Genomic DNA, 26,743 nt, shown 5'->3' on the forward strand with positions numbered 1-26,743 from the left:
CGATCATTTTACATCAACACGACATTTCAGTTATTATCATGTTTATAAAGAAATTTATTTATTTTTAGGTGATTATTTAGAGGCTTAAAAGCATATAACCTTCGCACTTCTAAGCCGTAGGTCACAGGTTCGAGCCCTGTAGGGCGTACCATTTCGATTCAATCGCTTACGCAATTCCCCATCCTGCTTGATTTCCCTCTTGTGTCGTATTTGCGTCGCTCACGCCTAATATGGCGTCAATTTTTCGTGCCTGCTCGGTTAGATGGTTAGGGGCCGGATGCGCGTATCCGAAAATTAGCGACTGAGCTTTGCCTGGCGTACCAAGTTGTTATATCCAAATGACATGATGATGATCCGGTGTTAGTAGATGCCCTGATGGAGCACGATGCAGCTTTGTAAATATTGGCAAAGTGTCTTTTTTCAATACGTTTGTATTGATATGGTTCTGCGCACCTACAGGGACTGAGCCGAGAGTGTCATGGTATTTAAAGCCAGAATGGAAACAGCAAGCCGCCAAGAGTTGGGGGCGTTGTTGAGCAATAACTTTGAATTAGTTAAGGATATCCTTGGTTATCCACCCTACGTCGGAAAATGCTGTGGTCCGGTATGGTTGGCTAACCAAAATGCAATACGGCAGACCACTCAGGAATTACCCGTAAAGGATATTTTAGCGACCTTGAACGAGATGGGAAAAGGTCACGCAGCAAGGGCATTTTGGTGTTTGCTTGAATCGGATATTCAACGCCAGCTGGCCCCGAAGTTGGATAACTCTCTACTGAAGAATATCTTTAGTGGTCTTCGCTACGGCGAATTGGTCGAGTTCTTGTGTGGGTTTAAACCCGTTGAAATTCCTTCGCTGGTGGCATTGTTGCCAAAGGCGTTAAAGTCACTGATGAAGGAATTTAATGGCAACCTCGGACGTTTGTCTGATTATTTAAAGACTGAAGGACTAACGGATAAAATAGCGCCTGCAATAGCAGCCGAGACTATTTTACGTTCCAGTATTACCTGGGGAATTATTTTGAATGCATTACCGGTAGTGTGTGTCATTATTTTATAACCAGAATAGGGGCTCACAGGGGCGCCGACCTCAACCGGCCATCGAACCAAAAAGCGCACCAACGCCCGATGACATCGCCATCGCCAGGGCGCTCCAGAACGTAATGCGAACCATACCGGGACGTATCGGGGCACCCCCTGCTTTAGCGGCAACACCACCCAGGATGGCCAGAGATATCAATGCAGAAAGAGCAATGGCTGGGATCGCCCACGCGCCAGTGACAATCATGGCGACCAGTAAAGGCAAGATGGCCCCCGTCGAGAAACTCGCAGCAGAGGCCAAAGCCGCCTGTAAGGGGCGGGCAGTGGTGATTTCTGATATGCCTAGCTCTTCACGCGCATGTGCTGCTAAAGCGTCATGGCGCATCAGTTTTTCAGCCACTTGTTTTGCCAGCGTAACGTCCAGGCCTCGATGGACATAAATTGCTGTTAACTCACGGTGTTCACCTGGGTAGTCAGCATCCAGCTCTGCTTGTTCTTCCGCTAGCGCCGCTTTTTCTGTATCGGCCTGAGAAGATACGGAGACATATTCGCCGGTCGCCATCGACATCGCTCCCGCGACCAAACCGGCAATGCCGGTTAGCAAAATACTTTGGTGAGTGACGTTGGCCGATGCTACCCCCAGCAGCAAACTTGCAGTAGACACGATCCCATCATTAGCACCAAGGACTGCGGCTCTGAGCCAACCTATCTTCTCTATGCTGTGTCGTTCTCTGTGCATGAGGGCACTCCCTTTAATAGCGTTTATGGCTGTCTGTCAGCATGTTGTGTTCAAGCCTCTTTAGTTTAGCGTGGTACGGCTTTTGGGACGGCTGCTGGCAGGAAAATGCGTGAGTATGTTCTGTCTTGGACCGGGTATCTGTGGGGGGAACACGGAGTTCATGGGCGGAGTGTCAAATAATGTGGTTTTTCCGGCAAAAATTCACGGACTTTTTCGCGATGATTGAGTCGCCATTTACCTGTTCTCGGCAATGATGACACCGCGTCTCCACATTGTGTGGAACAACCCGGCGGAATGCGGCTATGTCACTGCAACAAATATCAAATACTCCCATGACGAGCAATAGGGTGAAGGGCATCGGCTATAGATATTATGCGTATCTGATCGTCATATTCGCAGCCGTAATTCGGTTTATTTCTTTAACCGACAAATATTTTTGGTGTGACGAGGCATCCAGCGTTCTGACCAGTCGCTATGACGTGGCTGCATTGTTGTACCATGCTTCTTTTGACGTTCATCCTCCGCTTTATTATCTGTTACTGCACGCTTGGATGGCCCTGTTTGGTGACAGCATCTTGGCGGTCCGTTCGCTCAGTTTAGTGTTTGGCGTCATTACGGTCGCGTTGACGATCAAACTGACCCGCTGGGTTGCCGGCAAACGGGCAGCGCTGCTGGCCGGCTGGTTAGTGGCAATCATGCCGATGGCGGTGCGCTACAGCCAGGAAGCACGGATGTATGCACTGATGGGGATGTTGACGATTGCAGCCACCATGGCGTTGGTAATGTGGCTGAAAACACCGGACAACCGCCGCTATTTATTCGTCTATGCGCTGTTGATGACGCTGAGTTTTTATACTCACTACTTCACTATTTTTGCCTTATTCAGCCATTGGACCGTCTTGCTGGTATTGTCGTTCCGGCGTGACGAGCCGGTGAATTATCTCAAACAACCGGTGTGGTGGTTGACCAATCTGACGATAGGGTTGGCCTATATCCCGTGGTTGTTAGTGCTGTTCAATTTGTTGGCGCATATTGCCGAGCTGAGAGTTGGTGGGGACGTAGGTTGGATCCCAAACGTATTATTGAGTGATCTGCCCGCCATGTTTTGGCGTTTTTTCATCGGAGACGATGGCCGAAACTATTTCTGGGGTATTTTCTGGTTATTGCCGGCGCTTTTTATCGGGTTATCTTGCCTGCTGATGTTGCAACGCGGAGTGGCAAGCAAGTTTAAGCTGTTGGTGTTCTGTGGCGTATTTATCCCCGTTATTTTGGTCTTTACGATTTCCTGGCGGACGCCGCTGTTTGTTGACCGCTATTTATTTTTTGCGGCACTAGGTATTCCGATTATTTTGGCGGTCATGATTTCAGAAAGTAAAAGCAAGGTTCGTGGAGTCTCGTTGTTGCTATTTTTTAGCCTGCTGTTTGGCAGTGGGTTGCGTCATGATTACTCATCAGATAAAGATGAATTTAAGGGAATGGTGCATTATATCAACAGCCATTATCAGCCTGATGATGTTGTGGTTGTGAGTAATATGTTTAATTACTTGAGCTATGTGTATTACAACAAGAAAACGTATCGTGCTCTGTTGTATACACCGCCGAAACCTAATGGCATTTCCGGTAAGCCCAATGCCTACGGGTTTGGTACCTTTTTCCATGATCGGGCGGCACAAACCTACGTCGATAATCTCAAGTCTCTTTCTGCGACCCATCGACGGGTTTGGTTGGTCAGCGGTGGTGATTTCAATCAGGATTTTGGCCGCTCTCAACCAGGTTGGGTTAATACCAATACGTTTAAAAGTGGTGGATTCGAGTCACGGTTGTTCGTTGTTCGTCCCGTAAAATAAGAAAGGGGGGGATTCCCCCCTTGACCCCGTCAATTAAAGTGGGCTATCACGTAAAAATGAGATCCCCAACAGCCATTCATCATTTGTCCTCTATTTTCGTCCACACCCACCTTGAATATGCCTAAGGCTGGTCTATGCTCAAAACGGAAGTATTTCCAAGCCCGTTTTATGCGTGCGCTTGAATAATAAAATAAAATTCCTAAATTTCGGGTGATGCTTATGATTAGGTCTCTGATATGGCTTCTGGCATGGGCATCTTTATTTTCATCATTTCAATTGGCTGCGGCAGAACCGCGACAGTTAGCCTCTGTTCAAGAACAAGCCCGCACCGTTTATATTTTTCACCAGCCCATTGTTATGCTACAGGCGAAATTTGGCCTGACCACGCCGGAGGAGCGGGTGCTGCGTATTCGCAATACGCTGCGCTCGTTAACGGAAGAGGATATAAAACACCCCATTAAAGTGATAGCTGTTCAGCGATATGGGCAGCAAGGGCGCTTGTTGACCATCAACGACAAACCACTGATGCTGCTGGCCCAGGGCGATCTGGATGAGGGCGATGATCTTACACTCGACCAAGCCACGGAACGTGTGTTGGCACGGTTTGATGCCCAACGTTCATCTCTCAAGGACCAATACGCGTCGAGCTATCTGGCCATTGCAACGCTGAAAGCCGTGGCAGCAACATTCTTACTTGGCTTGCTGTACTACGTCGCATTCAAATCCTGGCAACGGGTCAAAAAATATTACGCGGAGAAAGTGCTGCTTAAGCGTGGATGGATACCGCATAGCTGGCGAGAATTTCTCGGGGCATTCGAAGTTAGGTTTTACGCGTTATTAATGTTTCTGTTGGGGATTACCGCTTTTTACTTCTGGTTAAGCTGGCTGTTTCGCCAATTTCCTTGGACCCGCATTTGGGGGGAATCATTGGGTAACTGGTCGGTGGATGTTTTACAGAAAATCTCGCTGTCAGTTATCTCAGCATTTCCAGGGCTCGCGATTGTTCTAATTATTTTCCTCATCACTGCCTTTATCCTTAAGTTATTGAAGGTACTTTTAAAACGTGTTGAAAACGGACAACTGGAGATTCCCGGATTACACAGGGAAACCGTAGGGGCGACGCGTAAGCTGATTTCGGTCATGGTCTGGTTGTTTGCTTTGTCGGCAGCTTATCCTTTTTTACCTGGTGCTAACTCACTGGCTTTTAAAGGGATCAGTATTTTCTTTGGGCTGATGCTGACCTTAGGCTCGGCAGGTGTAATGAATCACGCGATGAGTGGGTTGGTCTTGATTTACTCCCGTGCGCTGCGAAAAGGAGATGTGATTCGTATCGCCGACAATGAAGGGCAGGTGAGTGAAGTCGGTATGTTAGCGACTAAAATAATCACACGTGAAAACTATATTGTGACTGTCCCTAATGCCGTGGTCGTCAGCGGAAAAATCACCAATCTCAGCGCGCAGAACCCTGGTGGTGGTGTGAATCTGACGACCAGCATCACTATCGGCTACGACACCCCCTGGCGCCAGGTTCATGCCATGCTGGAGCTGGCAGCAAGTCGCACCGAAGGTGTTGATCATCAGTCTCCTCCGCTGGTACGTCAATTGAGTTTGATGGATTGGTACATCGCCTATGAACTTCAGGTCAGGTTATTACCGGGGGAGTCGTTGGCAGGGGTGAAGAGTCGACTGCATAGCCACATTCAGGACGTGTTTAACGAATTCAACGTACAAATCATGTCACCGAATTTTGTAAACCAACCGGAGAATGCCGTAATGGTAGCCAGTGAAAACTGGTTTGCAGCCCCAGCGATCTCTCCGGATAAGCAGGTATGAGCAAGGTACACATCTGGCTGTGTGCAATAAGCATAGTGGTGATGCAACCGTTCAATACCGGTGCTACCGGGTTTATTGATGCTGACGATGGCATGCTGGATATGGGCGATTATCTGAGCGATAACCGCTACGGATTTTTACCCGTCCCTATGGTGATTACCGAACCTGCAGTGGGTTACGGTGCCGGTTTATTCGGTCTTTTTTTACATGATTCCGCCGCCCATCGTCCTTCACCTGAAGGACATTTTATTCCCCCAGCCATGACATTATTCGGCGGTGGTGCAACGCAAAACGGCACCTGGTTCGTAGGCGGAGGACACCGTCATACCTGGAATGATGATCACATTCGTTATCTTGTCGCGCTGGGTTACGCAGATATCAACCTAAATATTTATACCGGCGATGTAGAGGGTTTTGGCGATGGTAAGGGGGTTAACACTCGCACAAAGGGTTATGGCGGGACACAAAAGCTGCTGTTCAGAGTGGGGGACAGTCCTTTATTTCTCGGGGCGTCGCAGTTTTACGCCAATATGGATATTTCAGCGGATCAACCGTTAATCAACCATGCTCTACAGCGTGTATTGGGTGAGTCTAGTTCGACATCAGGCACGGGGCTGGTGGTGGAGTACGACACCACAGACAACTTTTTCTATCCGCAAAATGGGGTGTCACTTACTGCCGAATACCAGTTTTACACCCATTTTTTAGGCGGTGATTATCGCTATGACTTGCTGACTGTCGATGGGCAGTATTTTTACCCGCTGAACACATCTTTAACACTTGTTGTTGCCGGAAATTATCAGTCGCTTTCAAACGCCGATAACCATTTACCGCCGATGGCACGTCCGTATATCGATTTACGCGGGATCTCCCGTTATCGCTTTCAGGGGGATTATGTTGGCACCGTACAGACACAAGTCGAGTGGCAGGTTGCCCCACGTTGGATCCTGCAAGGATTCGTTGGTGCGGGGAGCAAGTCGGGAGCGGGGCGATCTTTTTGAAAAAACACAGGTAGCGTGGGGGAGTGGCTTCCGTTATCTGATCGCCCGCAAATTCGGGCTTCATACCGGCATTGATGTCGCTTTTAGTGACAATGAGCAGGCCGTTTATTTCAATGTGGGTTCCGGGTTGTAGACCCCCCGAAACCTGGCCTTAAACACCCTGTATAACTGAGGGAGCTTGATGATGATGCTAAGGCGTAGAGAGTCGGATAGCGTTAATTTTTGTGCCTGGCGGGTCGCGCTGCCGTTGCTGTTTTTATCGGGAAGCGCGTTTGGGGCCACCACTGAAACAACGCAAAGTGATAGTACGTTTCCCATATGGGGAGATGAGGCCCGAGCACGCGGCTACTCAATACCATTGCCGTTTGGTGCAAACCTCAGCTATATGAATATACGGCAGAATGTGGATGTCGATAGCATTACCTTTTCCGGGTTAAACCTCGGCGCGCATCCTATTCCCTCTGATTTGTTTAACATCGATGTGGCGCATACGCGCGAGCGCAGCAAAAGCGAAAACCTTCGCCTCGATATGTGGGTTTTCCCCTTCCTGAATATTTATGGGCTGGTGGGATACACCAAGGGATCGTCTGTTTCTAACGTTTCAGTGGATGCAGATCCCTCACTTTATACCGGGCTGGATCGTGTGATCGCTGCGGCGGTCCATCGTCTCAATACTACCGGTGATTTGCAAAATATCGATTTCACACTCGACTTTAAAGGCACCACCTACGGCGCTGGTTTTACACTCGCAGGGGGTTACGGCAATTGGTTTACATTGGTGGATACCAACTACACCCAAACCGATTTTGATATTCTCGATGGCAAGATATCGGCCACAACCATTTCGCCACGCGTGGGCTATCGCTTTAATTTACAGGGGATTTCTGGGCCATCTCATTTGGGCATTTGGCTTGGTGCCATGTACCAGGATGTTCAGCAGGAGTTCAAAGGAAAGCTTTCGGACTTGCATATGCCCCCAGAGCTTCAACCGCTGATAGCGGCGGTCAATCGGGATGATTCAGGACGTTTTGATGTGAAGCAGCACCTGACTTCCCCATGGAATATGTTGGTTGGGGCGCAATATGAAATCACGCAAAACTTTAATGTGCTGACCGAAATAGGTTTTAACGATCGCAACAGTTTCTTCCTGGCGGGTGAATACAGATTCTGATGAATAAGCCCAGTATCTCGATCGGTATCTTGCTGAGTATGATAATGATGCAGGCGAACGCTGAGAGCGTGTCGCGTGAATCCATTGATACCTTTTTGGGCAAACTTGGCGCGGATAATCAATACGATCCTGCGCGAGGCATTAACTGGAGCATCCTCCCAGGCCCATTTTATACACCGGAGCTCAAACTGGGGCTGGGTATCGCCGTGGCAGGGATTTACCGTGTTGATCCTACCGATAAAAAAACGCAGAACTCTTCCATATCACTTACCGGGCTTATCACCACCAGCGGTGCGTTGGGTCTGGGGCTGACAAACTATACGTTTTTTCACGATGATCAATGGCGGCTTTTTGTTGAAGGCTCGGTGGCGAAAGTCCCCACTAAATTTTGGGGAATAGGCTATGACGCTGCACAGGGTAGCGAGCAGAAATACACCGAGGATTCATTTCGTCTCCACCCTCAGGTTCTGTATAGGCTGGTGGGTAATCTGTATGCCGGGGTTGGTTGGGATGTTTCGTCCTTGCACGCGTCAGTAGATCAACCGCATGCGGGTGATCTTTTTTCGCGTTATGACGTGCCGACCTCTTCGGTAAGTTCAGGGGCTACGATGGCGTTAAACTACGATTCGCGAGACGTGATTACTCGCCCACGGAAGGGGCAGTTTTTCAGCGCAGAATACAGCCTTTTTGACCCTGAGTTAGGCTCGGATACCCGGTTTACCGCGCTACAGCTGCAATATAATTACTATCTTGCACTTAACGACGCTGATGTTCTTGCGTTCGATGTGTGGGGGCGTTTTACACAAGGTGACGTTCCCTGGGATCGGCTTTCTGAGGCGGGCGACGATAGACGTTTACGCGGGTATTACAAGGGGCGTTATCGCGATAAAGACGTGGTCAGCACGCAGGTGGAATACCGTAAGCAGCTTAGTTGGCGACACGGTTATGTGTTGTGGGTGGGGGCCGGTGCATTGGGAGACAGCCCGCAGAATTTATCTCAACATCCGCTCTTGCCAACAGTGGGGGCTGGCTACCGTTTTGAAGTCAAACCGAATATGAATATCCGCCTCGATCTGGGTTTTGGAAAAGAGAGTGCCGGGTTTTATTTTCAAATCGCGGAGGCTTTCTAATGCGTGGGCTTCTTCTCACTTTGCTGTTTGTGGTCTCTGGGTATTACAGCATGCCCGGCAAAGCGGAAATCTTACCCGTTGGGCAGGCTAAACGGGTTTGGCCTGTGGCACAACATCTTGTTGCGCCTGAATCACTGCGACCGTGCTGTGCATTTGGCTATGATCTTCAGGTTCGTGCCGTAGGGATGCCGATCCCTGTCTACCAGATCGGCAATGTACTCACTCTCAGTACACTGGGAAAACACCATTACAACGATAGTGCGCTTGAGGCGGTGAAAAATATCGTTGGATTGAGCGAGGAAAAAAATGGGCTGATCTATACCCATCGTGGAGGGTTTATTGATATCGCCCATGTGCGGGACACTGCGGATAACACCTTTTACCTCTTTACCCGCATTTATCCGTCACTGGGGCAGCGGCAACGTATTTTTTATAGCGAAGAACTGGGGTTAAGGCGGGTTCAGCTCTATTCATTTGTACCGCCAGCGTCTAGTGTGAAGCGCTATACATTGGCAGCCTGGCTTGCTGGACATTTAGCGTTCCAACTGGCTCAGTGGCATGAAATCGCCCAGTGGTATGGCTTCCAGTCTGTACCGGGGTTCTCAGAAGAGATTTCTGCATTCTCGCCTGAAGATCTTTACTCCAATTTATTAGGCGCAAGGCTCGCGATTAACGTACTTTTACAGGGGCATGGCGATACGGTGGAGCACTACAACACCGCTATGGAAAAGGCCCTGCTTAAGGCACTTATTCAGCTTGGCGCAGTTAGCAAACAGGAAACAGAACGAAAGTTTCGTGAGGTTGACGGTGACTGGTGGAATAGCAAACGCCGGGTGCCAGACAAATTCCTCGTGCTTAATCGCAACTATGATCTCAGTGAAAATCGCCTGCCTACACCCGTACCTTTCGAAAAGATCACACCTGTACGTTTAACGATGCCGGTAAAGGTCGCGGGCGTTGAAATGAAATTAATAGGTGAACTGCAAATTCATAAAGGCCACGATATGCAACGTCTTAAATCCCCGGAAGGGTTCTATGTTCCCGCCCAATTTATTGAATTAGCCGAACAGGCAAAATTTGCCGATCAGATTCAATTACAACGTATAAATAAGTGACCTGTTCTACCTGTTGCCCAATAAAGGCAAGGGGTGGGGACATCACTTTTCGTCAGGAAGGAAGTAGTGACCGCATTTAGGGCAAATTATGGTGATGTTTTTACGCACCTTTCGGCTATTTTGTTCAGAAACGTGAGCGCACTTTGGACAGGTCATTTTTACTGAGGTGTCGCTGAACATCTTAAGGGCTTCAAAGATAGACATATCTTTCACCGGGTCGATGTAGGGAACCTCACTTTACCATTCAGCGTTATCAATAGCCCTTCATTGATTGTTTATTAATCATTTTTGTGAGCGCGATGGGGGAATTTTGCGGCCATGAACAGAGGGCGCAGAAGCAAAAGTGTCACATTTCCATCCGACGTTACATCTGCCGGATCAACCTTACGCAGGGATGACAGTTCTATACATTAAGGCTGGTAGTTTAACAGCTACCCGATGATGTTGTGTGTTATCCATTCCCTGTAGTGTAGTACCCATCCCTGTTAAGTTTATCCCGCCTTGAGCGGGATTTTTTTTATCTGCGGGAAATGACTAACTCTCCAAACATAATGTCGCGCGAGGCCTGCAACGCCAGAAAATCATGAGGGAAACCCAGCTCAATAGCACTGGCTGTTTCCAGACGTTGCCACTGATCTTCCGTTAGTTTGACTTCCAGCGCTCCCAGGTTATCTTCCAATTGTGGCAGCGTGCGTGCCCCGATGATCGGCGCTGTCACTGCCGGGTTGCGCAGCGTCCAGGCCAGGGCCACTTGCGAAGGACTGAAACCGGACTCGTCGGCCAATGACTGCACGGTGTCGGCAATTGAAATATTGCGCTCGGTTAGCATGCCCTTGTTGCGTACCATTGCGCGCCGGGTACCGTTCTCTTCCCCCTGCGGCTGTAAGTCTTGCCGACTGTATTTACCGCTTAATATGCCCCCGGACAGCGGCGACCATGGGATAACCCCAAGGCCCAGTTCCTGTGCCATGGGGATCAGTTCGCGCTCTACGGTTCGTTCCAACAGGCTGTATTCGATCTGTAAGCCAATCAACGGCGACCATCCGCGCAAATCGGCCAGTGTCTGCATTCTGGCAGCTTGCCAGGCGGGGAGATCCGAAACGGCCAGATACAACACCTTGCCAGCGCGTACCAAATCGTCCATGGCACGCATGATCTCTTCAACGGGCGTAGTGGAGTCCCACGCGTGCAGATACAGCAGATCAATATAATCGGTGTTCAGACGCCGCAGGCTTTCCTCCACGGAGCGAACCATGCTTTTACGGTGGTTGCCCCCCGAGTTTGGGTTGTCAGGCTGCATTGGCAGTGTGTATTTGGTGGCGATCACTAAGCGATCGCGACGGCCGGTAGAGAACGCCCCAATAAAGCGCTCGGCGCTGCCCTCGGTATAGCGGTTGGCGGTATCAATAAAATTACCGCCGTGGTCGATATACGCATCGAATAGCCGGCGAGCTTCTGCCTGTTCTGCGCCCCAGCCCCAATCGGTACCGAAGGTCATGGTGCCAAGTGCCAGTGGCGAGACGCGAAGGCCAGAACGGCCCAAAAGGCGGTAATGGTTCAGGGCAAGTGATGTTTGCATGGGCGTTTCCTCTGTGGTTTTCCTCAAGGATAGGCTCCGCTGGAAGTGTATTGAATACGCTATAATCTTCATGAATTATTAAGCGTGGAGAGCATAATGAGGGGGAGTGACTTCGCAGAACTGCGCGCGTTTGCGGCCATTGTTGAATATGGCAGTTTTGCTCGCGCGGCAGCGCAATTGGGTATGTCTGCTTCAGCACTTAGTCAAACGCAGCGTAATCTGGAAGCTCGGTTGGGTGTGCGCCTGTTGAACCGTACTACTCGCAGTGTGGCACTGACGCAGGCGGGGGCGCTGCTCTTGGCCCAGCTGCAGCCGGCCATGGCCGAGATTGAGTCGGCTGTTACGCAAACTGCGGCATTGCGATTGCAACCCGCGGGCACGCTACGGCTCAATGCGTCCAGTCTGGCGGCTATCCATTATCTGGCTCCGTTGCTGGCCCCATTTAATGTACATTATCCTGACATCATTGTGGATCTGAGCGTTGAGGATCGGCTGGTAGACATTGTGGCTGCCGGTTTTGACGCAGGTGTACGTCTGCACGAGCGGCTGCCAAAAGATATGGTGGCAGTTTCTCTCGGGGAGAAACAGCGGATGTGCGTGGTCGCATCGCCCACTTATCTGGCACGCTATGGAACGCCACAAACCCCCTATGCGTTACGCCAGCATCGCTGCCTGAATACCCGCTGGCCAACCAACGGCAACCTTTATCGCTGGGAGTTTGAGCGTGACGGAGAAACATTGGATGTTGCAGTAGAAGGCCCGTTAATTGTGGATGATCCGCAAGTTCTGGTGCGTGCGGCCGCTGATGGGTTGGGAATTGCCTATTTATTTGAGAGTCAGGCGGCAGAAGCTGTACGTGATGGCCGATTGTTACCGCTATTGACGACCTGGACGCCGCCATTTCCTGGATTTTACCTTTATTATCCCGCCAACAGACAAATGCCCCGTCCACTTCGTGCCTTTATTGATTTCGCCCGGCAGCAAGGCTCGAAGGTTGCGGGGGCATGAGCAGCGTCCGGTTTTTTTGAATAACTCTGTCAGATAAATTTGGTATTCACTCCAGAGCCAGTTGATTAGATTGGATCACATTATCCTCGAGTGCCGTCGGCGCTCTAATACAATGATCTGGAGTCCATTATGGCGAAGACAGTGGTTGTTTTTCATTCCGGCTACGGCCACACCGAGCGTTTGGCAAAAGTTGTCGCTCAAGGGGCTGAGGCGGAACTGATCGCTATCGATCAGGAAGGCAATATCAGCGAAGAAGCCTGGCAGAAACTGGATGAAGCGGATGCCATCATCTTTGGTTCACCGACCTACATGGGCGGCCCATCCTGGCAATTTAAGAAATTTGCGGATGCCAGTTCAAAGGCTTGGTTTAGTCGCAAATGGCAAGACAAGGTTTTCGGTGGGTTTACTAACAGTGCCAGCCTGAACGGTGATAAGCAGGTGACGCTGATCGCGCTGCAAACGTTGGCTTCGCAGCACGGTGGCCTGTGGGTCAGTTTGGGGTTGATGCCGGCTAATACCAAATCGGCACAGCGCACCGATGTAAACAATCTGGGTGGCTCAGTAGGGCTATTGGTGCAAACACCGGCCGATGCCAGTGTGGATGAAATGCTGTCTGGTGATTTGGAAACTGCCAGCTTATACGGCCAGCGTGTTGCAGGCTTTGCCGCCAAACTGGCGTAATGGTTACTCCCCCTTTCGTCAACGAAAGGGGGTTATTGCCCTCGTACTGTGCTTTTTTATACGCATGCCTTGCTCATTTTCTCTACACAATTGAAGCGTAAAGTGGTGCATGTTATTAGCCTGCTTGGGCTAACACTGCATTTCGTACAAATATTCCCGGTTCCTAGACCGGGTTTTTTGTTGCTAAGGTGTGCTTAAGCTTCTGGCGATACAATGAGCAATAGCACAGACATGCAATGGCTGTGTCGTAACTGTCGATTAGCTGCTCTTCAAGCGAGCCCGCACTGTGCGGGCTTTTTTTATGAATTGCGCTTCTGGACAACTTGCTGGAAAATATTGGGCAGCAGAGCAGCGAAACAGTAAATAATACCCATTTTAATTTTATGGTTTTTTGCGTTAATGCTGATTGGCATAGGTTTGCGCTATGCTGATAGATATCTCTGGATATTATTGTCGGACGAGTGGCCATTAATCTCGTTTTGAATTGTCTGTATTTTTTACGTTAAGGTCCGGTTGTCATGTCCTCCTCATCATGTTTGTCGAGGGAATATGCGTAGAATTGCTCTGGTTATTATCAATATATGGGTAAGGCGATGAACGCCAGAATAAACACCAAACATGGCTTGCCTGCCACCATCCAGTTGATCACACTTTTTCTGCTGGCATTTTTACTTTCACTACTGGGTATTTTTACTCGCCCAATAGGCTCACTTTCCCTGTTTTGGCCGGTGAATGCGATTTTGCTTGGCCTGTTATTACGCAAGCCGGCTTATGCCACTCCTGCGGGGTGGCTGATCACCTATCTTGGGATGATTGCTGCTGATTTGGCTAACGGTGAAAGCCTGTCACTGGCGATGTGGCTTAATGCTTGCAACATGTCTCTGATTGGCACTGGTTATGCCGTAATGCTGATGCTGCCGAAGTCGCAACGCCGGATGGGTAAACCTCAGGCCATCCTGTATATGTTTACCGCCAGCCTGAGCGGGGCCGCAGTGGCATCGACTTTGTCGATATTGCGTAACGAAAGTTTGTACAACAACACGGCAGTGATCGCTTGGCTGGCGTGGTTCAGCGAGCAATTCTCGACCAATTTGCTGTTGTTGCCGGTGCTGCTGGCAGCACCCCGGCTCAAGCAATTGCTGCGAATGCAGATCAACTGGCAACTGCGTGCCGGTATGCCACTGTTGGCCTTGTTGTTTTCGTTGGTGTTCAGTGTCTATATCGGTGGGCCTGGCGCTATTGCTTTCCCGATCCCGGCATTGTTGTGGTGTGCGGTGCGTTACCAGCTATTCACGGTGACCTTGCTAACACTGCTGACGGGCATGACCGAGATCAGCAGCATTTCCGCCAACCTGATGCTGTATGAAACGCCGAACAATCATAATGCGTTTCTCGATACGCTGATGTCAGCCCGTCTGGGGATCGCCATGTTGGTGATGGGGCCGTTGATCCTGGCGAGTTCGATCGCCGTTAATCGCAAGCTACTCCGGCGGCTGGAGCACAGTGCTAATCACGACTTTCTTACCGGGGTGTTGGCGCGTAACGCACTGACACGCAAGGCAGGCGAGTTGTTGGATCATAAACATAAGTCGAAAGAGGCGGTGTCGCTGCTGTTGATCGATATCGACCATTTTAAGCAAATTAACGACACCTACGGCCATTTGGTTGGCGATCAGGTATTGGCTTCATTTGCGCATGTCGTTCGGCGCGAACTGCGTCACGATCAGCTATTTGGTCGCTTGGGCGGGGAAGAGTTTGCCATCATGCTACCGCGTGCACTGGCGGCTCAGGGTTTGGCCCTGGGGGAGCATTTGCGGCAATTGGTAGAAAAGGCCGATGTGTACCCCAGAGGGAAAACGCCGTTGAACATTACCATTAGCGTCGGTGTTGCCAGTTTGGCGATGAACGAAGTGAAGTCGCTGGAACAGCTCATGAATATGGCAGACATTGCGCTTTATCGCGCCAAATCGCAGGGACGTAACCGTGTTGAGTCGTTTAATGTGGTCAGTGGTAACAGTATTGGCCACATTATGTTCAAGTAGGTTTTTTTAGTTCTGTTTAGGTTCAAATTCTGTGCCGCAGTTTGGGCAGATCAGCATGACATTTTTTCGTAGTGTGGCGCACTTTTGGGTGGTGACGTAGGCGCATTTAGGGCAGGCGATTTTAGTCGAGCGGTTGATAAAGCCTTTAACACTACTGGTATCAGACATAATGAATGGCCTGTGTCAGGTGAAAACCCACGCTAACACAGGTGATATCAAATTGCTTCGAATGTTTTATCGCCGTCATTCTTCAAGCTACAGCGGTCCCGGAGTTACTGTAGGGGGGCGATTATATTCGCCCGACTAGTGCGGGTGCCGCATGCAGGCCCTTACCAGACCTGAGGATGAGCGAACTGCAACGTGACATGCAGAGGCATATGCGGTTGACAGTGATTAGAGGCTTTTCAGCACCTTCAGCGTTTCATCCATGTCGATCTCGTGTTCCGAGAAGGTATAGGTGTCGTTCTGGAAAGTGGTGATTGTCAGCATACGCAGCGTCTGCATGGTCTGCGGCGCATCTTCGGACTGCGGGCGAATGCGATTCATCAGCAGGCCTACAGACAACACCGTGTTTTCTTTATCCACGTCCGCTTTCACCGGCACTTCTTTGGTGAAGGTGTTGAAGGATTTAATGCTGGTGATTTTGATTCTTTCGTTGGCGATGATGATGTACTTGCTCGATGCCAGTACCTTGACCGCAAACGCCGAAGGGCCTTTGGTGTTGTTGGTCGGCTCGAAAGTCACCGCCGCGTTTTTCTTAATCAGCTCCGGATTCTGCACTTTAATCACGTGAAAATAACGATTTTCCCCGTTCTCATCGGTAATAAAGCCGAAGCCTTTGTCTTCAAAAAAAGTCGTTATCTTGCCGTTCATCATCATTCTCATAAAGTCGTTCAATACAGTGCTTATGATAGCGCGGAATGCCTTGCAGTGACAGATTGTGTGCCCAGCATTTGATAATGCAATAACGGCATTTAGCGGGTTTCTACCCACATGCTATTTTCAGCCTGACGTTATTCATTTCTGAAAGGGAAAATCGATGGGAATTAAACGGCTGAATCATGCGGTGTTGTATGTCAGTGACGTGCAACAGAGCGCGGATTTTTATCATCAGGTTCTGGGTTTTAAGCTCAAAGCCTCCGATAGCCCTGACAAAGCAGTGTTTACCCAAGCCGCTGATTCGGACAACGATCACGACCTGGCGTTGTTCAGCAAAAATCTGGGACAGCAAAGAGCGGGGGTATTTCGTGCTAACGGTGAACCACCGGCGGAAAACGAGCCGCCAGCCGGGTTGTACCATTTGGCCTGGGAAGTCGACAGCCTGGAAGAACTGGAGCGCATTCGTGATCAGTTGGCACAACGCGGTATTCTTGGGCTTGAGGAGGACCATGGTGTACATAAGAGTATTTATGGTCACGATCCGGACGGGTTACTGTTTGAAGTGACCTGGTTTATTCCGCAGGCACTGTTAACTGAACAAGATCGTCATCAGCGTGGTATTAAACCGCTGGATTTTGCCGCCGAAAAACGCCGTTTTACGGTGGCATGAATATACGGGGCGCGTCTTGCGCCCCACCGGTTACAGCACCTTATTGAGAAAATTGATGGTGCGATGATGTTGTGGATGGTTCAGTACTCGACGGGCATCACCCTGTTCGACAATTTTCCCATCGACCATAAACACAATGTGATCTGCGGCCTCGCGTGCAAAGCCAATCTCATGGGTGACCACCACCAGCGTTACGCCAAGATCCGCCAGTCCTTTGATCACGTCCAAAACTTCCCCAACCAGCTCTGGATCGAGTGCTGAGGTGGGTTCATCAAAGAGAATGACTTTTGGGTTTAATGCCAGCGCGCGGGCAATAGCGATGCGCTGTTGTTGGCCACCGGACAGATGGCGTGGGTAGGCGTCTGCTTTGTGACGCAGACCGACGGTATCCAGTAATTGATAAGCCACGTCTTTCGCCTGTGCTCGCGAGTAAATTTTATGTACCACGGGCGCTTCAGTGATGTTCTCCAGTACCGTCAGGTGAGGGAACAGATTGAAGTTCTGGAACACATAGCCGACATTGATGCGCTGCTTGAGAATGGCATTCTCTTTAAGCTCGTACAGTTTGTCTCCCTTGCGTCGGTAGCCAACGTAATCACCGTCGATACGGATGAAACCTTCATCGACGCGTTCCAGATGGTTGATGGCTCGTAATAGGGTAGATTTCCCCGAACCGGATGGCCCGAGAATCACTGTGACGGTGCCCGGCTGCAACGTTAGGCTGACGTCATCTAGCGCCTTGTGCTTACCGAAAAACTTGCTCACGTTACTGATTTCAATCAGACCACGTGCGGGAACTGGCACGAGGTTGCGGACCGGCGCTTCGCGCAGGGCATAATAATCAATGGCTTCGGACATGGGATTCTCCTAACGTTTTAACCAGCCAGCCAGTTTCTGCCATGGCGTAGGCGGGAGTTCGCGTACCGCGCCCCGGGCGAAATAGCGCTCAATGTAATACTGAATGACTGACAGCGCCGTGGTAATGAACAGGTACCAGATGGTGGCGACCATCAGCAGCGGGATGACTTGCTGGGTGCGGTTGTAGATAACCTGGATGGTGTAAAACAGTTCCGGCAGTGCCAGCACGTAGACAATCGAAGTGCCCTTCGCCAGGCTGATAATTTCGTTGAAGCCCGTGGGGATGATGGAACGCAGCGCCTGTGGCAAAATAATACGGAAAGTGCGGCGATAACCCGGCAGACCCAGTGCGGCGGCAGCCTCATGTTGGCCGTACTCCACGCCGATAATGCCGCCACGGATGATTTCTGCGGTATAGGCAGATTGGACCAACGTGAGCCCGAGTACAGCGACAGAAAATTGGCTGAGAATATCAATGGTCGGGTAGCTGGCGAACACTACAGAAGTAAAGGGTATGCCCAGTGAAATCGCGTCATACAGGTAAGAGAAGTTATACAGGATGATCAGCACCAGAATCAGTGGCAGCGAGCGGAACAGCCAGATATAACCCCATGCCAAGGAGGCCAGCAGGTAAGACCGCGACAGTCGTGCCAGCGCCAGCAGTGTGCCGAAAATGATGCTGAACAGTGTGCCGAGAAGCGTCAACAACAGGGTTTGCCCCAATCCTGACAGAACCGCAGGCGCAAAGAACCACTCGGCGAAGACACCCCACTCCCAACGTTCGTTAACTGCCACTGACTGGATGATTGCAGCCAGAATAAAGACCGAAAACAGCGCGCCCACTAGCCGTAATGGGTAGCGTGCGGGCACCACTTTTAATACTTCTTGTTTGGACATCGCAGGTCTCCTGAAACAGATAAAAGGGGTAGGAAGGGGACAATCCCCTAGGCAATCTTCCTTTCCGATGCGCAACAGACTGCGCCCGCTGTTATCAGGTTTTTTCGAAACGGCAACCGGCCGTCATAAGGCGGGTGGCTGTAGACTTCACTGTCGACGGTGGTATCGAACTGTGGTTGATAGCCATTGTTTAAATACAAGCCAACGGCTTCTGGTTGACGAAAACCGGTGGTCAGATAGAGTTGGCGATAGCCTTGTTCCCACGCCAGTGTTTCCAACTGCTGCAACACCCGTTGTGCCAGGCCCTGACGGCGCAGATCCGTCCGCGTCCAAATGCGCTTGAGTTCAGCGGTTTGCGGATCGTAGCGTTTGAACGCCCCCATAGCGATCGGCTCCCCTGCGCGCAGTAGCACGATAAAAGCACCTTGCGGCGGAGCGTAGAGGCTCAAGGATTCCTGTTCCTGGTCACCAAAATAGTCGCCATAGCGTTGGCGGTACTCACCGAACAACCCTGCAATTACCGGTTCGATCAGCGGATCGTCCGGCAGCGTTTGGATAAAAACGTCATTTGCCATCTGTATGCTCCTAATCGCCCAGGCTGTTATGTTTTAAGGGGCGGACCCTAAAGGTTGTTCGCATAACGGATATTCCTGAAAATACATGGGTTATTGCGTAAATTGATTCGGTGGCAACTTGAGGCCAAGGTGCTCGCGTAGCGTATCGCCGCTGTAATCGCTGCGGAACAGACCACGCTGTTGGAGGATCGGCACCACGCGATCGACAAAGTGGCCAAATGAATTCGGTGTACCACCGCTAATGATGAAACCGTCGGCGGCATGCGTGTCGAACCAGTTTTGCAGACCGTCCGCCACCGCTTCCGGTGTTCCGCCGAATACCGGGCGCGGTGAAGCCGCTTCCAGCGCGACTTCACGCAGTGTCAGATTACGTTCGCGAGCATTGCGCTTGATGGTATCGGTGGTGCTACGGAAACTGTTTTGTCCGAGCTCCCCGATATCCGGGAAAGGCTCATCCAGAGGATGGCGGGAGAAGTCGTAGTGCTCAAAGTAGCGCCCAAGGTAGTTGAGCGCGTTGTCGATGCTGACCAGTCGTGCGGTTTCCCAATACTGACGCTCCACGTCTTCATTGTCGTCACCGACGATCACGCTGACACCTTGGAAGATCCGTAGGTCATCCGGTTCGCGCCCTTGTTCTACCAGCTGTTTTTTGACGTCATGATAAAACGTCTGGGCTTGTTGCTGGGTGTCATGGTGGGTGAAGATCGCGTCAGCATGTTTGGCCGCTAACTGTTTGCCGTCTTCCGATGCGCCCGCCTGGAACAGGATCGGGCGGCCTTGTGGTGTACGGCCAATATTCAGTGGCCCTTGCACCGAGAAAAACTCACCCTGGTGATTCAGGGTATGGAGTTTCCCGGCACTGAAGAATTCGCCGCTGTACTTGTTACGCACAAAGGCGTCGGCTTCCCACGAGTCCCACAGCCCTTTGGTCACGTCGAGGTATTCGCTGGCAATGCGGTAGCGCAGGCTGTGCTCTGGGTGCTCGGTACGTGAGAAGTTCTTTGCCGATCCTTCCAGCGGCGAAGTCACCACATTCCAACCGGCGCGGCCCTTGCTCAGGTGATCAAGGCTGGCGAATTGGCGCGCAACGGTAAAGGGATCGCTGTACGAGGTAGATAAAGTGCCCACCAAGCCAATTTTACTGGTGGCGGCAGAGAGGGCGGCAAGCAGGGTTAGCGGTTCAAAACGGTTAAGAAAATGCGGAATGGATTTTTCATTGATATATAAGCCGTCGGCCACAAACACGAAATCCAATTTACCCTGTTCGGCTTTCTTTGCCGTGGCAATATTAAAGTCGAGATTAATACTGGCATCGGCAGTGGCATCCGGATGCCGCCAGGCCGACATATTTCCTGATGCACCATGCAAAATGGCGCCAAGGCGCAATTGTCGTTGATTCTTCGCACTGTTGCTCATTGCTATCACCCTGTTAAGTGCCCATGCGGCGCTATCTGTAGAGCTCCACTATTGATGAGCGACATCAGGATGTAAAACAACAAAACAGCATATTCAAATGTTGAAAATAGCAAATATAACAGCGCAGAAATAATAAATCGCAGCGCAGAATACCCTGCACTGCGAAATAATTATTGGGTGAGTCTTACACCTTGCTAGTGGTTTTTTCTGGTGCAGTAGCTAATTGTTGCAGCGTGCGTTCTGCCAATAAGTCAAAATATTGTGAGGCGGGGAAAATCGCCTGCTCATCCGGATTGAAGCGTGGATGATGCAGACCGAACTCACTTGCTGAGCCGATACTGACAAAAACGCCAGGGACATGGTGCAGATAGAGGGCGAAGTCTTCACCGCCCATTTGCAATTCGGCCTCTTCTACCCGATAACCCGCTTCGACAGCGACAGTTTTACTGAACGTTGCCCAGCGTGCGTCATTCACAACCGCCGGTGGCCCGGCCTGCCAGTGCAGTTCAGCTTCTGCCCCAAGGGACGCTGCTACACCGTTAATAACCTGGCGGATTTTATCCGGTACCTGGCGGCGTACCTTGTCACTATGGGTACGCACGGTACCTTCCAGTTCCACGGTCTGCGGCAGGACGTTCCACGTGTTGCCGCCCTCAATGCGCGTAACGCTTACCACCAGCGACTCCAGCGAGCTAAAGCTACGGCTCGGCAGGGTTTGCAATGCATTCACAATTTGGCTGGCGGTAACAATAGTGTCTACACCTTGTTCCGGTTTGGCGGCGTGCGCACCTTTACCGGTGATCAGGATCTGGAAGCGGTCGACGTTGGCGTAAAACGGGCCTGCGCGGGTAGCAAAGGTGCCAGTGGGCAGTTCCGGCGCATTGTGCAGGCCGAACACCGCGGCCACGTTATCCAGCGCACCGGCGTCGATCAGGTGCTGGGCGCCATTGAACGTTTCTTCTGCCGGCTGAAAGAAAACACGTACTGTACCCGGCAGAGTGGCCTCGCGTGCTTTTAACAAATGTGCAGCGCCAAGCATGACCGAGGTGTGAAAATCATGCCCGCAGGCGTGCATTACGCCGCTGTTCTGTGAACTGAACGGAACGCCGGAAATTTCTTCGATTGGCAGCGCGTCAATATCACCGCGCAGCGCAATGATCGGTCCCTTCCCACTGCCGATTTCGGCCACTACGCCGGTTTTCAGCCCCAGCGGTAAAATACGGATACCGGCCTCTTCCAGCCAGCGGGTGAGGCGGGCGGTTGTAGCAAACTCGTGATTGGACAGCTCAGGGTTCTGATGCAGTTCACGGCGGTAGGCGACGATTTTTTCGGCCAGTTGGCAGGTCATAGTCTTGGCTCACAGTGGTTAGTAAGCTTTAACCCTAGTGCAGGGCGGCCGGAAGCAAAAAGACTATCTGGTTATATTTCATAGCGATTGTGTCTGCATCACGATGGCAACGTGCGTTGACTGGGCGTGAAACAGGCGTTCGGTCGTTGTTCGCCAGGGTTTTAAGAGGATTGGACTACCCAGTGCGGCAATGTCCAAGAGGACACATGCTTTACACCGTTTGAGACGGATTTTTTCACTTTTTATCGGTTTTATGTGATCCAGGTTGTGGACAAAATCCCGTCTAATTGCTGTACTGTACTGGACACACGTTTTGTGTCTTACATTCACGTTAAAGGTAAGTTTGATGTCTAAGATTAAAGGTAGCGTTAAGTGGTTTAATGAATCCAAGGGCTTCGGCTTCATTACTCCGGAAGATGGCAGCAAGGACGTTTTCGTTCACTTCTCTGCTATCGCTAGCAATGGTTTCAAAACTCTTGCTGAAGGCCAGCGTGTAGAATTTGAAATCACGAACGGTGCCAAAGGGCCATCTGCTGCTAACGTTATCGCTATCTAAGCTACAGTAGCCGAAATTCTTAAAACCCGCTCCTTGAGCGGGTTTTTTATTATTATTTTGCTGTAACTCAGGCCGGTTGTTTACGTACCAGTAAGCTAAACAGCAGGATGGCGATGGCGTAACAGCCCACAATAGTCAGTGCCATCGACACGCTGGAAGTACCGCCCAATCCGGTGAGTGGCACGCTGCATGCCCCAAGCGCAAACATGCTCACGCCGATCAGCGCAGATGCGCTCCCTGCCTTGTCCCCCTGGCTTTGCATCGCCAAAGATGATGCTGTAGGGCCGACAATCCCGATCACCGCCACCGAGAAGAATAGCGGTACCATCAGCAGTCCTAGTGGTGCGTGCAAAGCGGCAGCCAGCAGCAACAGCAGCGATGAGACCGCCGCTAATGTTAAACCGCCTTTGAGTACCTTCCTTTCACCAAAATGTATGCTTAGACGGCTGGCGACCTGCGCAGAAATGATCAACCCGACGCCATTGACGGCGAAACACAGGCTGAACATCTGCGGGCTGAGGCCATAAATCTGCTGCAACACGAAAGGCGAGGCGCCGATATAGGCGAACATGCCTGCCATGACAAAACCCTGTGTGAGGCACAGGCCCATGAATTGGCGCTGGGTGAGTAACCCGCCCAGAGATTGCAACATCGCCAAGATCCCGCCCTGGCTGCGACGCTCTGCAGGCAGTGATTCATGCAGTTTCAAACTGGCGAGAGTAAACAGCAGTACTGCGATGGCTGCCAGAACACCGAAAATCCCGCGCCAGTCCATAAACTGCAACATCGCGCCACCCAACACGGGTGCAATGATGGGGGCCAGGCCGTTGACCAACATTAGCAGGGCGAAAAAGCGAGTCAGTTCGTGTCCGGAATAGAGATCGCGGGCGATGGCACGGGAAATAACGGCGCCACCCGCACCTGCCAAGCCTTGTAACAGGCGGGCGATCAGTAATTGGTCGATATTGGGTGCCAGTGCACACCACAGGGAAGCCACCAACAGCAGTGCCAGCGAAAGCAGCAGCGGGCGCATGCGGCCAAGTTTGTCGCTGTAGGGGCCAAAAATCAGCTGACCGACTCCCAACCCGAGCAGACCGGCAGTCAGACTGAGCTGAGCCGTGGAGGTAGAAGTATTTAGCTCACCTGCCATTTCCGGCAGGGCAGGTAAGTAGAGGTCGATGCACAGCGGCCCTAGTGAGGCAAGCAGGCCAAGCACGAGCGCGTACACCAGACGTTGTCTGGCTATTTGTCTGGTCATGTGGATTAGGGTTTCCTGAACAGGTGAGAGATAGCTTGTTGGTATAGGCCGTTCAGCAAGCTGATATCGGCTTTTTGTGTGGTGAGGATGCGATAACCGGTGCCTTCGCTTAAAACGGCAATAAATTCCACCCTGGCAGCGATTTCCTGCTCGCTGAAATGCGGGTAGAGCCGCTGTAAGTTCTGGCAAACATGGTGGAACAACCGTGTTTCTGCATCGCTGAGCATTTTCGCCACGATTGGGTTGCGGGTGGCCTCGGCAGTGACCTCCAACATCAACATGTGATCGGTTTCGCTTTCACCGGGTTGTTGAAACAGAGTACGTGCTGCCAGAGTGCCGGCGATCAGGTTGATATGATCACCGAGATCTTCCAGACGCCGCATTTTACTGGCGATGATGCGATTGACGATCTCTTCGATGATCGCGTCTTTGTTGTCGAAGTAGCGATAGATCTGGCCGACGCTCAGTTGGGAACCTTGCGCGATTTCCGCCATGCTGGCGGCGTGAAAACCGTGCTGGCGAAAACAGAGTTTTGCCGCGTCAACAATCTGATCGCGACGCGCCTGTACTTTAGCCTGCCTGCTGTCGCTGGTGGATATCATGTCCCGATCCTTTGCCAAGAGAAGTAGGGTTCACTTTCTGGGTGTGAACGTTCATTCTCAATTGTAATGCAACTATGGCAATAGGCAATAGCACAACTGTAAAGGTCGTGTCGGGTGCTGAACGTTAGGCGAACAGATAAACCTTGATGAAGGTGCCAACAATCAGCAGACACAGCAGAGTCGCGGTAATTTCAGTGGCGGTTTTTGGCAGGCTAAACATCTGAGTTCTCATCCAGTTGGGGATACTGGATGAGATTATGCGCAGGGCAGATTAAGGAAACATTAAGGCAACGAAATTGAGCTCACTGCCCGTTAATCCAAATCACCAGCATAAATGCCAGCAGGGTCATTGCTAGCGAGCCCGCCAGGTTGAGCAACATATTGGCCAGAGCCCAGGCGAAACGACCATCCTGTAGCAAATACACCACTTCCAGAGAAAAGGTGGAAAAGGTGGTCAAACCGCCGCAGAAACCGGTAGTGATCAGCAGCTTCCAGGTGGGATCCAGATGCGTCATCCGGGAGAAGATTGCGATAGCCAAGCCGATGATAAAGCCGCCCAGCAAATTCACCGCCAGTGTTCCCAAGGGAATATGGGCATTAAGCGGGTTCATCTTCATACTGATGGTCCAGCGCAGTACGCTGCCCACACCGCCGCCGATAAAAACTGCCAATAAAGAACTCAACATGGTCAAAACTGCCTTTCATTAAATGGGAAGTCAAACTCAGAAAGGTCCAGGCACAATGCTACGCACCCCTCTGAGAGGTTACGTAGACATCATCAGCCTGTGAAGGCGGTTATGGAGGAATGTCATCTCCGTTGTTTAGCGTAGCAGTTTTACTGCGCTGGCTGGATATTACACCTGGCGCTGCCTATTTTGTAGTATCGGTGGTGACAGGAGCAACAGAAATGAAAGTGAGGGCAGCAGTATTGGCAGATAAAGACGCCATTGTGGCATTGATGGAAGCGTTGGATTATGCCGGAACAGAATCCTTTATTGATACGCGTTTGATGCAACTATTAGCTCATCCTGACGAGGCATTATTGGTGGCGACAGAAGGCGATGAGGTGCAGGGCGTGTTATCACTGCATTTTCTGCCCCAACTGGCATTGGCTGGGGATATTTGCCGCATCAGCTACTTCTGTGTTGACGATAATGCCCGTGGCGCAGGGGTTGGTCAGCGTTTGCTGTTAGAGGGGGAGGCACTGGCACGTCAACGCGGCTGTGACCGCCTTGAAGTGCATTGTCATAGCCGTCGGGAACGAGCACATGCGTTTTACCAGCGTGAGGGGTTTCGTGAGGTACCTAAGTATTTTGCTAAGTTATTAAGCTATTAATTAACGCGTTTAGTCGCGGGTATGGCCAGTTCCAGGCGATTACGCCCGTTGTTTTTTGCCCGGTACAGCGCGTTGTCAGCGGCTTTTAACCAGTCCAGATAGCCGCTCATATCGCTGTGGTAATCGGCAATACCGGCGCTGATATTCAGCCGTAGCTGTGGCGCTTCACGGAAAATAATATCATTCAGTCGTTCCTGAATACGTACCAGCGCAATACTTGCCTGCTCAGCGCTGGTGTTTGGCAGCACGGCACCAAACTCATCTCCGCCGTAGCGGCCAACAATATCCACTGCACGTAATCCAATTAACAGCTCTTCTGCCAGCACCGCCAGTGCCTCGTCACCCAGCGCATGTCCGAAAGTGTCATTGATGGTTTTAAAACGATCGATATCCATCAAAATCAGCGTCGCGCTGTGCTGGTAGCGCCGGCAACTGTCAAATTGGTGATGCAGTAAATGTTCCCAATGACGGCGGTTGTACAATCCGGTCAGGCCGTCACGCATGCTGATACGCAGCAGTTCCTGTTTTTTCTCCGCCAGTCGCTTGGCGGTACGGTAAGTCACCAACCCCAAGAGTGTGGGGTAGAGGTAGATCATCGGCAGGCACAGATAGATCTGCAGCGGCGTGCTTTGTGGTTGAAAGGGAAAGCCCAGCAGTGCACTGATCGCCAGGGCACTGAACACTTGCAAGGCCAATCCTTTAAGGAACAGTGATTTTCCAGCAGAGGCGATATTGTTCATGCCCATCATTGACAGGATGACTACCGACGGTAAGGCATTGAAAGCCATCATCGCGACCCATAGCCCACCAAAAAACGAATCGATCAGCAGGTTACGGATTTCAGCCTTGAAAGGCATGGTGGAGCGGCGTGCCCATTGATAAGCAAGGTGTGGCCAGATAAAACCATGGAAAATCAGCAGGCTCCATACCCAAGGGGATGTTTGCTGCGAATAAAGCACCGAGAACACACAGATAAAACCGACCCCGAGGCCGACAGTACGAGGCAAATAGGTGCGTTTGGCAAAGCTGAGGCCGGAACGTCGGGTATCAATGACTGAAGGCGTGTACATCCGGCAACTCCCCAATGAGTAGAAGGACAGCGTACCATGCAGCTACGAAACTCAGAATAGTCTGATTAATGTTCAAGGCATTTAAAATGGC

The 26,743-nt window shown here is 51.1% G+C and carries 27 protein-coding genes, 1 pseudogene and 1 riboswitch; of the genes and pseudogenes, 13 read left to right on the forward strand and 15 right to left on the reverse strand.

The window, feature by feature from the left end; genetic code table 11:
- Positions 1-166: 166 nt before the first annotated feature.
- Positions 167-286: pseudogene (locus SGR01S_RS24640) on the reverse strand (integrase); the annotation flags it as partial.
- Between the two features lie 192 nt (positions 287-478).
- On the opposite strand from SGR01S_RS24640, the gene SGR01S_RS06025 reads away from it, so the two are divergent.
- Positions 479-1,060: a hypothetical protein gene (locus SGR01S_RS06025; RefSeq protein ID WP_061806853.1), complete on the forward strand. Its 582-nt coding sequence runs from the start codon at positions 479-481 to the stop codon at positions 1,058-1,060.
- 30 nt (positions 1,061-1,090) lie between these two features.
- Here SGR01S_RS06025 and SGR01S_RS06030 read toward each other — a convergent pair whose 3' ends face one another.
- On the reverse strand, positions 1,091-1,780 hold the full coding sequence (locus SGR01S_RS06030; protein WP_037417926.1) for a VIT1/CCC1 transporter family protein: 690 nt from the start codon (positions 1,778-1,780) through the stop codon (positions 1,091-1,093).
- A 302-nt stretch (positions 1,781-2,082) separates the two neighbouring features.
- Between SGR01S_RS06030 and SGR01S_RS06035 the strand changes: the two genes are divergently transcribed.
- From SGR01S_RS06035 to SGR01S_RS06060, 6 genes are all read left to right on the forward strand, one after another.
- Positions 2,083-3,627, forward strand: a complete 1,545-nt coding sequence (locus tag SGR01S_RS06035) for a glycosyltransferase family 39 protein (protein WP_061806854.1) — start codon at positions 2,083-2,085, stop codon at positions 3,625-3,627.
- Positions 3,628-3,846: 219 nt separating this feature from the next.
- On the forward strand, positions 3,847-5,460 hold the full coding sequence (locus SGR01S_RS06040) for a mechanosensitive ion channel family protein (protein ID WP_115185146.1): 1,614 nt from the start codon (positions 3,847-3,849) through the stop codon (positions 5,458-5,460).
- On the forward strand, positions 5,457-6,461 hold the full coding sequence (locus SGR01S_RS06045) for a BamA/TamA family outer membrane protein (RefSeq protein ID WP_255212217.1): 1,005 nt from the start codon (positions 5,457-5,459) through the stop codon (positions 6,459-6,461). Before SGR01S_RS06040 ends, SGR01S_RS06045 begins: the two co-directional genes overlap by 4 nt.
- Positions 6,462-6,645: 184 nt before the next feature.
- Positions 6,646-7,632, forward strand: coding sequence for a putative outer membrane beta-barrel protein (locus tag SGR01S_RS06050; RefSeq protein WP_370452806.1), 987 nt, complete (start codon positions 6,646-6,648; stop codon positions 7,630-7,632).
- Positions 7,632-8,762 carry a BamA/TamA family outer membrane protein gene (locus SGR01S_RS06055; protein ID WP_061806855.1) on the forward strand — a complete coding sequence of 377 codons (1,131 nt, stop codon included), beginning with the start codon at positions 7,632-7,634 and terminating at the stop codon, positions 8,760-8,762. Before SGR01S_RS06050 ends, SGR01S_RS06055 begins: the two co-directional genes overlap by 1 nt.
- Positions 8,762-9,877: a DUF4056 domain-containing protein gene (locus tag SGR01S_RS06060; protein ID WP_061806856.1), complete on the forward strand. Its 1,116-nt coding sequence runs from the start codon at positions 8,762-8,764 to the stop codon at positions 9,875-9,877. Before SGR01S_RS06055 ends, SGR01S_RS06060 begins: the two co-directional genes overlap by 1 nt.
- Positions 9,878-9,919: 42 nt before the next feature.
- Here the strand turns inward: SGR01S_RS06060 and SGR01S_RS24445 are convergent, their stop codons facing one another.
- On the reverse strand, positions 9,920-10,081 hold the full coding sequence (locus SGR01S_RS24445; protein ID WP_218000716.1) for a YnfU family zinc-binding protein: 162 nt from the start codon (positions 10,079-10,081) through the stop codon (positions 9,920-9,922).
- 313 nt (positions 10,082-10,394) lie between these two features.
- Positions 10,395-11,456 carry an aldo/keto reductase gene (locus SGR01S_RS06065; RefSeq protein WP_061806857.1) on the reverse strand — a complete coding sequence of 354 codons (1,062 nt, stop codon included), beginning with the start codon at positions 11,454-11,456 and terminating at the stop codon, positions 10,395-10,397.
- A gap of 96 nt (positions 11,457-11,552) precedes the next feature.
- On the opposite strand from SGR01S_RS06065, the gene SGR01S_RS06070 reads away from it, so the two are divergent.
- The 3 genes from SGR01S_RS06070 to SGR01S_RS06080 all read left to right on the forward strand — a co-directional run bounded on the left by SGR01S_RS06070 (position 11,553) and on the right by SGR01S_RS06080 (position 15,187).
- Complete coding sequence (locus SGR01S_RS06070; protein WP_061806858.1) at positions 11,553-12,464, forward strand: LysR family transcriptional regulator; 912 nt, start codon at positions 11,553-11,555, stop codon at positions 12,462-12,464.
- A gap of 129 nt (positions 12,465-12,593) precedes the next feature.
- Complete coding sequence (locus SGR01S_RS06075) at positions 12,594-13,145, forward strand: flavodoxin family protein (RefSeq protein WP_037417940.1); 552 nt, start codon at positions 12,594-12,596, stop codon at positions 13,143-13,145.
- 593 nt (positions 13,146-13,738) lie between these two features.
- Positions 13,739-15,187: a GGDEF domain-containing protein gene (locus SGR01S_RS06080; protein ID WP_037418180.1), complete on the forward strand. Its 1,449-nt coding sequence runs from the start codon at positions 13,739-13,741 to the stop codon at positions 15,185-15,187.
- A 6-nt stretch (positions 15,188-15,193) separates the two neighbouring features.
- Here SGR01S_RS06080 and SGR01S_RS24450 read toward each other — a convergent pair whose 3' ends face one another.
- Together SGR01S_RS24450 and SGR01S_RS06085 are read right to left on the reverse strand one after the other, a co-directional pair.
- The gene (locus tag SGR01S_RS24450) at positions 15,194-15,355 is read right to left on the reverse strand and encodes a YnfU family zinc-binding protein (RefSeq protein ID WP_218000717.1); all 162 of its coding nucleotides are present in this window, start codon (positions 15,353-15,355) and stop codon (positions 15,194-15,196) included.
- Positions 15,356-15,580: 225 nt separating this feature from the next.
- Positions 15,581-16,060, reverse strand: coding sequence for a cold-shock protein (locus SGR01S_RS06085; RefSeq protein WP_037417943.1), 480 nt, complete (start codon positions 16,058-16,060; stop codon positions 15,581-15,583).
- Between the two features lie 166 nt (positions 16,061-16,226).
- Between SGR01S_RS06085 and SGR01S_RS06090 the strand changes: the two genes are divergently transcribed.
- Entirely contained in the window at positions 16,227-16,736 is a 510-nt protein-coding gene (locus SGR01S_RS06090; RefSeq protein ID WP_037417947.1) for a VOC family protein, read from the forward strand.
- A gap of 30 nt (positions 16,737-16,766) precedes the next feature.
- Here SGR01S_RS06090 and SGR01S_RS06095 read toward each other — a convergent pair whose 3' ends face one another.
- The 5 genes from SGR01S_RS06095 to SGR01S_RS06115 form a co-directional block, all read right to left on the reverse strand.
- Positions 16,767-17,594, reverse strand: coding sequence for an amino acid ABC transporter ATP-binding protein (locus SGR01S_RS06095; protein WP_061806859.1), 828 nt, complete (start codon positions 17,592-17,594; stop codon positions 16,767-16,769).
- A 9-nt stretch (positions 17,595-17,603) separates the two neighbouring features.
- Complete coding sequence (locus SGR01S_RS06100; RefSeq protein WP_037417955.1) at positions 17,604-18,491, reverse strand: amino acid ABC transporter permease; 888 nt, start codon at positions 18,489-18,491, stop codon at positions 17,604-17,606.
- A gap of 47 nt (positions 18,492-18,538) precedes the next feature.
- On the reverse strand, positions 18,539-19,066 hold the full coding sequence (locus tag SGR01S_RS06105) for a GNAT family N-acetyltransferase (protein ID WP_061806860.1): 528 nt from the start codon (positions 19,064-19,066) through the stop codon (positions 18,539-18,541).
- 90 nt (positions 19,067-19,156) lie between these two features.
- Entirely contained in the window at positions 19,157-20,482 is a 1,326-nt protein-coding gene (locus SGR01S_RS06110) for an LLM class flavin-dependent oxidoreductase (protein ID WP_061806861.1), read from the reverse strand.
- 184 nt (positions 20,483-20,666) lie between these two features.
- Complete coding sequence (locus SGR01S_RS06115) at positions 20,667-21,830, reverse strand: M20 peptidase aminoacylase family protein (RefSeq protein ID WP_061806862.1); 1,164 nt, start codon at positions 21,828-21,830, stop codon at positions 20,667-20,669.
- A gap of 346 nt (positions 21,831-22,176) precedes the next feature.
- Here SGR01S_RS06115 and cspE point away from each other — a divergent pair, with 346 nt between their 5' ends.
- Positions 22,177-22,386 carry a transcription antiterminator/RNA stability regulator CspE gene (gene cspE / locus SGR01S_RS06120; RefSeq protein ID WP_002210315.1) on the forward strand — a complete coding sequence of 70 codons (210 nt, stop codon included), beginning with the start codon at positions 22,177-22,179 and terminating at the stop codon, positions 22,384-22,386.
- 67 nt (positions 22,387-22,453) lie between these two features.
- Here cspE and SGR01S_RS06125 read toward each other — a convergent pair whose 3' ends face one another.
- The 3 genes from SGR01S_RS06125 to crcB form a co-directional block, all read right to left on the reverse strand.
- Positions 22,454-23,644, reverse strand: coding sequence for a multidrug effflux MFS transporter (locus tag SGR01S_RS06125; RefSeq protein ID WP_061806863.1), 1,191 nt, complete (start codon positions 23,642-23,644; stop codon positions 22,454-22,456).
- Between the two features lie 5 nt (positions 23,645-23,649).
- Positions 23,650-24,246 carry a TetR/AcrR family transcriptional regulator gene (locus SGR01S_RS06130; protein ID WP_061806864.1) on the reverse strand — a complete coding sequence of 199 codons (597 nt, stop codon included), beginning with the start codon at positions 24,244-24,246 and terminating at the stop codon, positions 23,650-23,652.
- Between the two features lie 302 nt (positions 24,247-24,548).
- A complete protein-coding gene (gene crcB / locus SGR01S_RS06135; RefSeq protein ID WP_037417973.1) occupies positions 24,549-24,932 on the reverse strand; it encodes a fluoride efflux transporter CrcB in 384 nt (127 codons plus the stop codon).
- Positions 24,933-25,008: 76 nt separating this feature from the next.
- Positions 25,009-25,071: riboswitch (Fluoride riboswitch) on the reverse strand.
- Between the two features lie 82 nt (positions 25,072-25,153).
- Here crcB and SGR01S_RS06140 point away from each other — a divergent pair.
- On the forward strand, positions 25,154-25,582 hold the full coding sequence (locus SGR01S_RS06140; RefSeq protein ID WP_037417974.1) for a GNAT family N-acetyltransferase: 429 nt from the start codon (positions 25,154-25,156) through the stop codon (positions 25,580-25,582).
- Here the strand turns inward: SGR01S_RS06140 and SGR01S_RS06145 are convergent.
- A complete protein-coding gene (locus SGR01S_RS06145; RefSeq protein WP_037417977.1) occupies positions 25,579-26,652 on the reverse strand; it encodes a diguanylate cyclase in 1,074 nt (357 codons plus the stop codon). The genes SGR01S_RS06140 and SGR01S_RS06145 overlap by 4 nt on opposite strands.
- Positions 26,653-26,743: the final 91 nt, after the last annotated feature.

Origin of the sequence: Serratia grimesii NBRC 13537 (assembly GCF_001590905.1) — a bacterium.
GTDB classification, from domain to species: domain Bacteria; phylum Pseudomonadota; class Gammaproteobacteria; order Enterobacterales; family Enterobacteriaceae; genus Serratia; species Serratia grimesii.